Annotated in this window: 6 protein-coding genes and 6 tRNA genes; 1 reads left to right on the forward strand and 11 read right to left on the reverse strand. The window is 49.3% G+C overall.

Going from position 1 to position 10,568, the window contains the following annotated elements; genetic code table 11:
• Window positions 1-72 precede the first annotated feature (72 nt).
• The 11 genes from FM042_RS04325 to FM042_RS04375 form a co-directional block, all read right to left on the reverse strand.
• Entirely contained in the window at window positions 73-798 is a 726-nt protein-coding gene (locus FM042_RS04325; RefSeq protein ID WP_143234684.1) for an SDR family oxidoreductase, read from the reverse strand.
• A 444-nt stretch (window positions 799-1,242) separates the two neighbouring features.
• Window positions 1,243-1,318: transfer RNA gene (locus FM042_RS04330), tRNA-Glu, on the reverse strand.
• A 138-nt stretch (window positions 1,319-1,456) separates the two neighbouring features.
• Window positions 1,457-1,532, reverse strand: a tRNA-Glu gene (locus FM042_RS04335).
• Window positions 1,533-1,696: 164 nt separating this feature from the next.
• Window positions 1,697-1,772, reverse strand: a tRNA-Glu gene (locus FM042_RS04340).
• A gap of 24 nt (window positions 1,773-1,796) precedes the next feature.
• Window positions 1,797-1,872: transfer RNA gene (locus tag FM042_RS04345), tRNA-Ala, on the reverse strand.
• 149 nt (window positions 1,873-2,021) lie between these two features.
• Window positions 2,022-2,672 carry a carbonate dehydratase gene (can, locus tag FM042_RS04350; RefSeq protein WP_143234686.1) on the reverse strand — a complete coding sequence of 217 codons (651 nt, stop codon included), beginning with the start codon at window positions 2,670-2,672 and terminating at the stop codon, window positions 2,022-2,024.
• 1 nt (window position 2,673) lies between these two features.
• Complete coding sequence (gene gltX / locus FM042_RS04355) at window positions 2,674-4,083, reverse strand: glutamate--tRNA ligase (RefSeq protein ID WP_143234688.1); 1,410 nt, start codon at window positions 4,081-4,083, stop codon at window positions 2,674-2,676.
• Window positions 4,084-4,499: 416 nt separating this feature from the next.
• Window positions 4,500-4,575 (reverse strand) — tRNA-Val (locus FM042_RS04360).
• Window positions 4,576-4,622: 47 nt separating this feature from the next.
• Window positions 4,623-4,698: transfer RNA gene (locus tag FM042_RS04365), tRNA-Val, on the reverse strand.
• A 159-nt stretch (window positions 4,699-4,857) separates the two neighbouring features.
• Window positions 4,858-6,879 carry an excinuclease ABC subunit UvrB gene (uvrB, locus tag FM042_RS04370; protein ID WP_143234690.1) on the reverse strand — a complete coding sequence of 674 codons (2,022 nt, stop codon included), beginning with the start codon at window positions 6,877-6,879 and terminating at the stop codon, window positions 4,858-4,860.
• Window positions 6,869-8,266: an MATE family efflux transporter gene (locus FM042_RS04375; RefSeq protein WP_143235608.1), complete on the reverse strand. Its 1,398-nt coding sequence runs from the start codon at window positions 8,264-8,266 to the stop codon at window positions 6,869-6,871. Before FM042_RS04375 ends, uvrB begins: the two co-directional genes overlap by 11 nt.
• Before the next feature lie 321 nt (window positions 8,267-8,587).
• Here FM042_RS04375 and FM042_RS04380 point away from each other — a divergent pair, with 321 nt between their 5' ends.
• Window positions 8,588-9,781 carry a pyridoxal phosphate-dependent aminotransferase gene (locus FM042_RS04380; protein ID WP_143234692.1) on the forward strand — a complete coding sequence of 398 codons (1,194 nt, stop codon included), beginning with the start codon at window positions 8,588-8,590 and terminating at the stop codon, window positions 9,779-9,781.
• The last annotated feature ends 787 nt before the right edge of the window (window positions 9,782-10,568 follow it).

The following is a 10,568-nucleotide window of genomic DNA, read 5'->3' on the forward strand; positions in this document are numbered from 1 at the left end:
TATACTCAGGTGTGTATCGAGGCCCTAACAAGCCCACAGAACACACAACACATTACCTTAGGCAACTTGCAATTAGGTCACCGACCGGCCACCGTCTACACGAATGATGGCAGCAGTCATGTATTCATTATCGAGGATACTTTGGATCGCCTGTTGCAGCGCTTCGAAACCACCCTCCACCGGGAGCAAGGTCTCGCTTAGAACCTGCTTTTTGTCAGCATCGCTGTGCTCCGGCAAAAATTTAATCGGGCCTGGCTGAATCGCATTCACGCGTATGCTCGGCGCTAAGCGCTTGGCAAAGCTCAGCATCAGATTCTCTAGCCCCGCTTTGGTGGAACAATACAGGGCATACTCAGGATTCGGATTACTCGCGTAAATATCGGTGATATGAATGATATTGGCGGTAGTTCGCACTCGCTTTTCTAACTGTGAGCGCAGCCCTTCATTCAATCGCGCCGGAAGCTTCATGTGAATCTGATACAGCTGGTCATAGAACGCACAGGCGTCGTCGGTGTGCGCTGCATCTTTCTCGTAGAGTGAGGCGTTGTGCAACACAAAGTCGAGATGACTGGCTGTACGTTGGATATGCGCAATGGCCTGATCCACGCTAGCATCGCTGAGCGCATCACAGGTCACAATCGAGAGATCAGCGTTGGTCGTGGCTAGCTCAGCGAGCTCACCATCGTGAGAGCGTGACAATGCAATCACCTGCCAACCCTCAGCCAGCAGATAACGAGTCATGTGCAGCCCAAGACGGCGTCCGGCGCCTGTAATCAACGCGATGGGTTGTTTGGTCATAATCAGTCCCCTAAAGTTAATGCTGATAGCTTAACGCAGTTCCCCCCAAATAGGATCATGTTCGTTGCGGGAATAGCACCGCCCTCTGAGCCAGCAATACAACAGTAGCCAACCCACCGCGTTGGCCTGAAATGGGGTCATGTTCGCTGCGGGAATAGCATCGTGAGGGACGCCGTAAATGCATCCATGCAGGCTTGGGCGCGGCATCCCTGCCGCTCAAGGCCCAGAGGCAGAGTTGGCCTCGTGAGGGACGCCGTAAATGCATCCATGCAGGCTTGGCTGCCGCATCCCTGCGGCAGACACCCTCACAACGCGTATCCGCCGCACCGCCCTGAGGCCAGCAATACAACAGTAGCCAACCCACCGCGTTGGTCTAAAACCACATCGAATAATTAACGGCGGACACAAAAAAACCCGCTGGTTTCAGCAGGCTTTCGGAATATATGGCGTCCCCTAGGGGATTCGAACCCCTGTTACCGCCGTGAAAGGGCGGTGTCCTAGGCCTCTAGACGAAGGGGACCCGGATCTTGGTATCTAAAATAAGTGGCGTCCCCTAGGGGATTCGAACCCTTGTTACTGCCGTGCTAAAGGTCTAGCGCGGTGTCCTTGGACAACGCCTCACGGCGTTAACAAGTGCCTGACTGTTCGGTGAAATAAGTGGCGTCCCCTAGGGGATTCGAACCCCTGTTACCGCCGTGAAAGGGCGGTGTCCTAGGCCTCTAGACGAAGGGGACCCGGATCTTATCTTGCTTGTAGCGAGTTGGCGTCCCCTAGGGGATTCGAACCCTTGTTACTGCCGTGCCAAAGGTTTAGCGCGGTGTCCTCGGACATCGCCCGCGCTGGTGTAGCCAGCGCCTCACGGCGGCAAACAAGTGCCAATCTGTTCATTGTAGCGAGTTGGCGTCCCCTAGGGGATTCGAACCCCTGTTACCGCCGTGAAAGGGCGGTGTCCTAGGCCTCTAGACGAAGGGGACGCATTTCTCGTTACATCCGAAAGATGGTGGAGCTAAGCGGGATCGAACCGCTGACCTCTTGCATGCCATGCAAGCGCTCTCCCAGCTGAGCTATAGCCCCACATTCGGAAATTACTGCTTCAGACTGTGTCCTGACAGCGAGGCGCATTCTAAGAATCCACCGTACCACTGTCAACTGTTTTTTCGGACTTGTGACCTGTTCGGCTAATTTTTTGCCAATATGCACTCTTTTTCAACAATTGTGCAAAATCACTCTTCGTCTGATTGCTCATCAGAGCAATACTGGTAAATAGGTTCAACCCCTTCTTTTCCAGTAATTGTGCAGCCTAAATCTTTCAACAAACCATCTTTTACGCTGTAAATCCAACCATGGATCGACACCTTTTGCCCCCGATCCCAGGCTTCTTGAATAATGTGATTGCGCGATAAGTTACGTACTTGTTCAAGCACGTTAAGCTCACATAAGCGATCAAAGCGCGCATTGTAGGGCATCACCCCTAGCTGTGGTTCGTTATGTCGATAAATATCTTTAATCGGATGCAACCACTGATCCACCAACCCGTGACGATTACTCTCCATCGCTGCGGCGACACCGCCGCAACCATAATGACCGACCACAAGAATATGCCGCACTTGTAGATTCACTACCGCATACTCAAGCACCGCCAGACAGTTAAAATCCGTTTGTATCACCTGATTGGCAACATTGCGGTGAACGAACACTTCTCCGGGGGCTAAACCAACGATTTGGTTGGCCGGAACTCGGCTGTCTGAGCAGCCAATCCATAGATATTCCGGCTTTTGTTGATTAACTAATCGTTCGAAAAACTCTGGATCCTGCTTCACTTGGGTCTCTGCCCAGGATTTATTATGTGCTAGCAGCTCACGAATTTTCGGCATCTTAAGCGTTCTCCTCTCGCGCTTTAATAAACGTCAGGGCCAAACCAATACGCTCAACCACTTGTTGTTGTGGAATCATCGCTAAGGTTTCGTCTAACGAGGGTGAATTACCACCGCCCGTCACCGCAACTCGTAACGGCATTCCTACCTTACCCATGCCCACATCAAGCGCTGCACAGGTGTCTTGAATAGCTTGGTGAATTGCTTCTGCATTCCACTGCGTTAATTGCGCAAAGCGTTGTTGTACATCGGCCAATGGCTCCCCAGCCACCGGACGTAGATGTTTCTTCGCCGCTTGCGCCTCAAACTCTGTAACCTCTTCAAAAAAATACCGGCTAATTTCCGCCATTTCCCGCAAGGTTTTTACCCGATCTGCTTGCAGTTTCACCACATCAACCAATGCGGGTCCACCCTCCGTGTTTACACCTATTTCAGCAAAATGCCAGGCTAACGCTGCCGCTACTTTTTCGGCAGGCAGGGTTTTCATATAGTGCTGATTTAGCCAATTTAGCTTTTCGGTATTAAACGCCGAAGCTGCTTTATTGATATCGCTCAGTTTAAACAAGCGAATCAACTCGTCGAGGGAGAATACCTCCTGGTCACCATGAGACCACCCCAATCGCACAAGGTAATTGAGCATAGCTTCTGGCAAATAACCTTTGTCTCGGTATTCGGTAACGCTTACGGCGCCATGACGCTTGGAAAGCTTTTTACCGTCATCACCGAGGATCATGGATACGTGAGCATATTCGGGAATTGGAGCCCCTAATGCTTTCAGAATATTAATCTGACGGGGCGTGTTGTTGATATGATCTTCGCCGCGCACCACATGGGTAATACCCATATCCCAATCGTCCACCACAACACAGAAATTATAGGTTGGAGTGCCATCGGTCCGAGCGATAATCAGATCGTCGAGTTCTTTATTGGCAATTTCAATACGTCCGCGCACGTGGTCGTCAAACACCACGGTACCGTCCTGTGGGTTCCGGAACCGGATAACAAAAGGTTGCCCTGGCTTATCTTCGATATCACGACACTTACCGTCATAGCGCGGCTTTAAGCCTGCAGCCATTTGTTCTTCACGCATCGTTTCTAAGCGTTCTTGCGAGCAATAGCACTTATATGCTTTTCCTTCCGCAAGCAGTTGGTCAATGATTTCTTGATAGCGGCCAAACCGTTGGGTTTGAAAAATTGGCGGTTCATCCCAAGTTAAACCTAACCATTCCATGCCAGCGAAAATGGCATCAATTGCTTCTTGTGTCGAACGCTCACGGTCAGTGTCTTCAATGCGAAGCACAAACTTACCACCAGCAGCACGTGCCACTAGCCAAGCATATAACGCAGTTCGCGCGCCACCAACGTGCAAATAGCCCGTCGGGCTGGGCGCAAAACGAGAAACAACAGACATGGTTATTCTTCCTGTGATTGAGGTTGCGAAAAATAGGGGCAAAGTATAACAGAAAGAAAAACGAGGAGGTATGTGTGAGTCGTATGCAGAAATCGGAGATGAAGGAGCGGACTGGGGTGCAACATCCGTGTCGCAAAGTCATCCAGGAATTCGTTAGTCCTTAACGAGATTTTCCGCTTATCCAGTGCGGAAAACGCACCACATTGAGTTCAAGTCCATTCGAAGTATGTCTGTGCGTAACAGGATGAATCATAAAGGAGGTTGGTGTGTTCCCCCTAATGAATATTTGTTACAAAATATTTCCCAAACACAAAAAATATCTTAATAAATCAGGAAGAAATGTCACTGTCGGCGTATGTAATCGAAGGAATCAGGAATTGTGGGCACAAAAAAACTGCCAAGTGGCAGTTGAAAAATGGTGGATGGTACTGGGCTCGAACCAGTGACCCCCGCCTTGTAAGGGCGGTGCTCTCCCAACTGAGCTAACCATCCACGTTGGGTATGTTGCGAACTACGCAGCATAACGTATGTGCAATCACTGGTGGATGGTACTGGGTTCGAACCAGTGACCCCCGCCTTGTAAGGGCGGTGCTCTCCCAGCTGAGCTAACCATCCATTCGGTTATTCAGTGATTGTGCAACCCAGTCGATGTTCCCTGTGTTGCGAGGCGCTATTATAGGGCGGTGCTTTGCTCTGTCAACAGGAAATTTTACTACGCTTTACTGACTGTTGAAAAAAACGGCGCTTCGCCCTAAAAATAGCCGAATTCAGAACTTATGCATAAGTTTTTAGCTGTTCTCTGAGCTCATGCACTTCGTCACGAATTTTTGCCGCTTTTTCAAATTCCAAGTTTTGTGCTGCATTATACATGGCTTTTTCACGCTCAGAGATGGCCTCGGCAATTGCTTTCGGGCTCTTATACTCAGGGATTTTAATGCCGCGGGCCACCGCTGCTGCCCGTGCTTTATCACGTTTACGCTTGCTGGTATCACCGCCTAAATCCAGAACGTCAGTAATCTTCTTATTCAAGCCCTGCGGCGTAATGCCATGCTCGGTATTGTAGGCGATCTGTTTGGCCCGACGACGTTCGGTCTCATCAATTGCCTTTTGCATGGACTTAGTAATACGATCCCCGTACAAGATGGCCTTACCGTTAAGGTTTCGCGCAGCGCGACCAATGGTTTGAATAAGCGAGCGTTCCGCCCGCAGGAATCCTTCCTTGTCTGCATCCAGAATCGCTACTAGCGATACTTCTGGCATATCCAAACCTTCACGCAGTAAGTTGATCCCAATTAACGCGTCAAACTCGCCCAAGCGCAGATCCCGAATAATCTCCATCCGTTCCACTGTATCGATATCTGAGTGCAGATAGCGTACCCGAATCCCGTGTTCGTCTAGGTAGTCCGCAAGATCTTCTGCCATTTTCTTGGTCAAGGTGGTAATTAAGGTGCGTTCCCCTACTTCTGCTCGCAGCCGTACCTCCGACATCACATCGTCGACCTGAGTCGCCACCGGACGTACTTCAATCATAGGGTCGATCAGTCCGGTCGGCCGCACGACTTGTTCAATCACATCGGTTTCAGAACGACGAATCTCATAGTCACCCGGGGTGGCTGAAACATAAATGGTTTGCGGTGAAATGGCTTCAAACTCTTCAAATTTGAGTGGCCGGTTATCCAGCGCCGATGGCAAGCGAAAGCCATAGCCCACCAAGTTTTCTTTACGCGAACGGTCACCTTTGTACATGGCGCCAATCTGCGACACAGTCACGTGCGACTCATCAATAATAAGCAATGCGTTATCAGGTAAGTAATCCATAAGTGTTGGTGGCGGTTCGCCTGGGGCTCGCCCCGACAGGTAACGTGAATAGTTCTCAATGCCCGAGCAATAACCTAGCTCCAACATCATCTCGATATCGAACTGCGTGCGTTCACGAATACGCTGTTCTTCAATCAGCTTGTGTTCCCCAAGAAATTGCTCGCGACGCAGCTTAAGTTCGCCTTTGATTCCTTCAATGGCTTCAAGAATTTTTTCCCGAGGCGTCACATAGTGCGTTTTGGGATATACGGTAAAGCGAGCGATATCCCCTTGCGTCACCTGCCCGGTGAGCGGCTCAAAAATACTAATGCGTTCAATTTCATCGTCAAATAATTCAATGCGCACGGCCATATCATCAGATTCCGCCGGAAAGATATCAATCACCTCCCCGCGCACTCGATAGGTACCGCGGGTGAACGCTTGATCGTTGCGTTTGTATTGCAAGGTCGCCAAGCGGCGCAAAATATCTCGTTGATCAATTATGTCGCCACGGCGTAAATGCAGCATCATTTTCATATAGGATTCGGGATCACCCAAACCATAAATGGCCGATACGGATGCGATCAACACGACATCGCGCCGCTCCATTAAAGCTTTCGTTGCCGACAAGCGCATCTGCTCAATGTGCTCATTAATAGACGCGTCTTTCTCGATAAAGGTATCCGTGGTCGGCACATAGGCTTCTGGCTGGTAGTAATCGTAATAAGACACGAAATATTCCACCGCGTTATTAGGGAAGAATTCTTTCATTTCGCCATACAATTGCGCCGCTAAAGTTTTATTGTGAGCAAGAATCAACGTGGGCCGATTTGTTTGCGCAATCACGTTCGCCATGGTGAAGGTTTTACCCGAGCCTGTGACCCCTAACAACGTTTGGTGCGCCAACCCTGCATTCAGGTTGTCGACAAGACGATTAATCGCCTTAGGTTGATCACCGGCGGGCTGATAATCAGAAACTAATTGAAATTTACGCGCCATAACGCCCTTCACCCTCTTTACTGCTCGCTGTAGCCAATGCTTTGGCCCGCTCTGCGGCCTCGACACTGCCTCGCTCTGCATCGGTTAATCGCATAAACCACCGATAAGAAATCAATGCTGTGAGTACATTTGCGATAACACCGCCAATAAACAAACCCACTAATCCGCCAAGTTGATTCCCTAACCACGATAGGGGCACAAACATCACAAAGAGGCGAACAATACTCAAAAGCAACGCTTGAATCGGATGATGTAGTGCATTGAACGCGGAATTAGTTAATATAATACAGCCCTGCACACCGTAACCAAGCGGCATAATAATCACGAAGTAAGCCAGCACTTGAGCCACGGCTTCTTCCCGTGCGAATGCGGCCTGAATCACGGGCAACATTGCGAGCATCACCAGATACATCATCGCTTGTAGCAACAGAACAAATTTAAGCGCCGTTTTATACGCCTCTTGCACGCGACCAATCTTACCGGCCCCAAAGTTTTGGCTAATAAATGGAGGCAGCGTCATCGACAAGGCCAAAATAACAATGGAGGCAATCGATTCTAAACGTGCTCCCGCACCAAAGGCGGCGACAGCAGGCGCCCCATGGGTTGCCACAATCGCAGTTAAAATACCCAATGCGATAGGGGTCAACATATTCGCCCCAGCCGCGGGCAAACCAATGGTCAGTAACTTACGTGTTGAGGTGATAAATTCTTTGAAGGACGGTGGTAAGGGATCGATTAAACGACGCTTTTTCACCAACAGATAGATAATCAAAGTAAAGCCAACTGCCCAAGCAATGACACTTGCCAACGCGGCTCCTTGCATCCCCATGGCTGGAAAAGGGCCGAGGCCAAATATCAGCAAGGGATCCAACACCGCATTCATTAAGCCGCCAAGAGCCATAATTAATGAGGGTGTTTTGGTATCTCCGGATGCGCGCATAATGCTGTTGCCGATCATCGGGATCACTAGGAGCACTGCGCCGGCATACCAAATATTCATGTAATCTTTAATCAGCAATTGGATATCTGAAGATGCACCCAACATACTAAAAATCGGGTCTGCAAATACCCAACCCAACAACGCCAAAGTACCCACCAATAAGGCCGACAACCATAAGGCCGAACTGCCAACATGGCGAGCTTCTTGATCTTGATCAGCACCCAGTTTGCGAGCAATTACAGCACTGGTCCCAATACCTAACCCAATGGTGAGGCTGATCACGGTAAAGGTAACGGGAAAGGTAAAGCCGATGGCGGCAAGTTCTTCAGTGCCCAAAAGCGAGATAAAAAAGGTGTCGACGACATTGAAGCTGATTAAGGTGGCGATGCCAAAAATCATTGGCCACGTCATGCCCCATAAAGTGCGACCAATAGGCCCGTTCAGCATTTCATGCTTACGCGAGTGTGGGGTTGATTTCTGCTTCGCTCGGTTTGCTCCGGCAGATTCCGGCGGCAGGCCCGAAGATCGCGACGACATCTAGACTCCTCAAGAATTTGCAGATTATGCTCGGGAAACCAGCACAAAAAGGAAGCGCACAGTATACCGAAAAGTGGTTACCCTGACTATGTTTAACCTTGCTCTCCCCGGTTTCATTTCGAACACGACCGGCAGCCGCCCACTAGACTTTTTAGTGGCATCCACTTATAGTGGCAGCCTAATATTCACCCCGGTTTTTCTTTCCAAATAACATACGCAGACAGGTGCTTTGTGGACTACAAACTTTCACAGCGCGTCAACGCCATTAAACCATCACCGACCTTGGCTGTAAGCCAAAAGGCTGCCGAGCTTAAAGCGGCAGGCAACGATGTGATTGGTCTGGGTGTTGGTGAACCCGATTTCACGACTCCCGAATTCATTTGCACTGCCGCCAAGGCAGCCATTGATGCCGGCCACACGCGCTATACCGCGGTCGATGGAATTCCCGAATTAAAACAAGCCGTGTGCGATAAGTTTGCGCGCGACAATGACCTGCAGTATGAGCCCGCAGAGATTTTAGTTTCTGCTGGGGGCAAGCACAGTATTTTCAATCTTCTCACAGCTTGGTTAGACGCCGGTGACGAAGTGATTATCCCCGCGCCTTATTGGGTGTCTTATCCAGATATGACCTTGCTGGTGGGCGCTACACCTGTCGTAATTGAGGCAGGCATTGACCAAGCCTACAAGATCACTGCCGAGCAACTAGAAGCAGCCATTACGCCAAAAACAAAGCTGTTGTTTTTAAATAGTCCGTCAAATCCAACGGGTATGGCCTATTCCGCTGCCGAACTCAAAGCATTGGCCGAGGTATTGCGCAACCACCCACATATACTCATTGCCACCGATGATATGTACGAACACATCCTCTGGACAGAAGAAAAGTTCGTCAACCTTCCAATGGTTGCACCGGATCTTAAAGATCGCACGGTGATCTTATCTGGCGTGTCTAAAGCTTATGCCATGACGGGCTGGCGAATAGGCTATGCCGCTGGACCTAAGAAAATCATTGCGGCCATGAAGAAAGTACAAAGCCAGAGTACCTCGAATCCGGCTTCCATTTCTCAATATGCTGCGTTAGCTGCGCTGACAGGTGACCAATCCTTTATAGGCGAGATGGTCACTGAGTTTAAAGCTCGCCATGATCGCTTGGTTGACGCTTTAGCGGCGATTCCTGGTCTCAAAGTGCGCGCGGGCGATGGTACCTTCTACACGTTTCCAAATATCGAAGCACTTATGCAGGCTGTAGGCGTAGATACCGATATTGAATTGTGTGAGCGTCTCCTGAGTGAAGCCAATGTTGCGCTTGTTCCGGGCTCCGCTTTTGGTGCCCCTGGTCATTTTCGTCTGTCATTTGCGGCTAGTCGCGCAGTGCTTGATGAGGCGGTAGCGCGAATCGCGCAGTTTGCAGCAAAATACACCGGATAGATTGCTAATCACGTTTGGGGCATCTCTAGAAGTTCTACTGAGGAAGCTCTCAAAAGCTCCCAGAGATGATTTTAAAGCGCCAGCACCGTAAGGTACTGGCGTTTCTATTTAAGCCCTTAAATCCCCTGTTTCGACGTCTCCACATCCTCTGATCGTAAAAGCCCTAAAACATTCCCTGTTCCATCCAATTTCTGCGCCTTTTAGTACACAAATAGATCCTAAAAATTTGAATTGACATAAAGCGTTTGCATAGCAAATCACGCGCAGGTTTGCAGTTACTTCGCAGCTAAGCGGCTTAAATTCCGGCTTGCTGTGAATAAATTCAGAGAAAGTAATTCACAGCATGACTCGCAACTTGTTGTTTTTTCATTCGGGAAACGCGCAAAAACCATGCGCTCGCCAAGTTTTGATTCAAACCATTGATTTTTAACCTTTTTAAAAAGCGTGCCAGTTTTTAATCAAGCTGTAAAATCAGCTATAACCTACGTTTTCTAAAGGGTCTCACAGACTTAACCACAAGGTTATCCACAGAAAAAGTGGATAAGATCACAGGGGCCAATGAATCCGCGACCTCAACCTAGTTGTGGATAAAATGTTAACGGAATGAAATCGTAATAATCGAACAAAAGTTGGGTGAATAAGAGAAAACTGATATTTAGCAAGGGAATCAAAAAAATCACACAAAAAGTCGAAAATATGCGCAGTTAAACCCGCGCGTTAAAATTTATCGGGCGAAGATGTTGACACTTCTCGGGCATCCCATTAAGATTCCGCCCCGTTAAGCGAT

The organism is Aliidiomarina halalkaliphila (assembly GCF_007096385.1).
GTDB classification, from domain to species: Bacteria; Pseudomonadota; Gammaproteobacteria; order Enterobacterales; family Alteromonadaceae; genus Aliidiomarina; species Aliidiomarina halalkaliphila.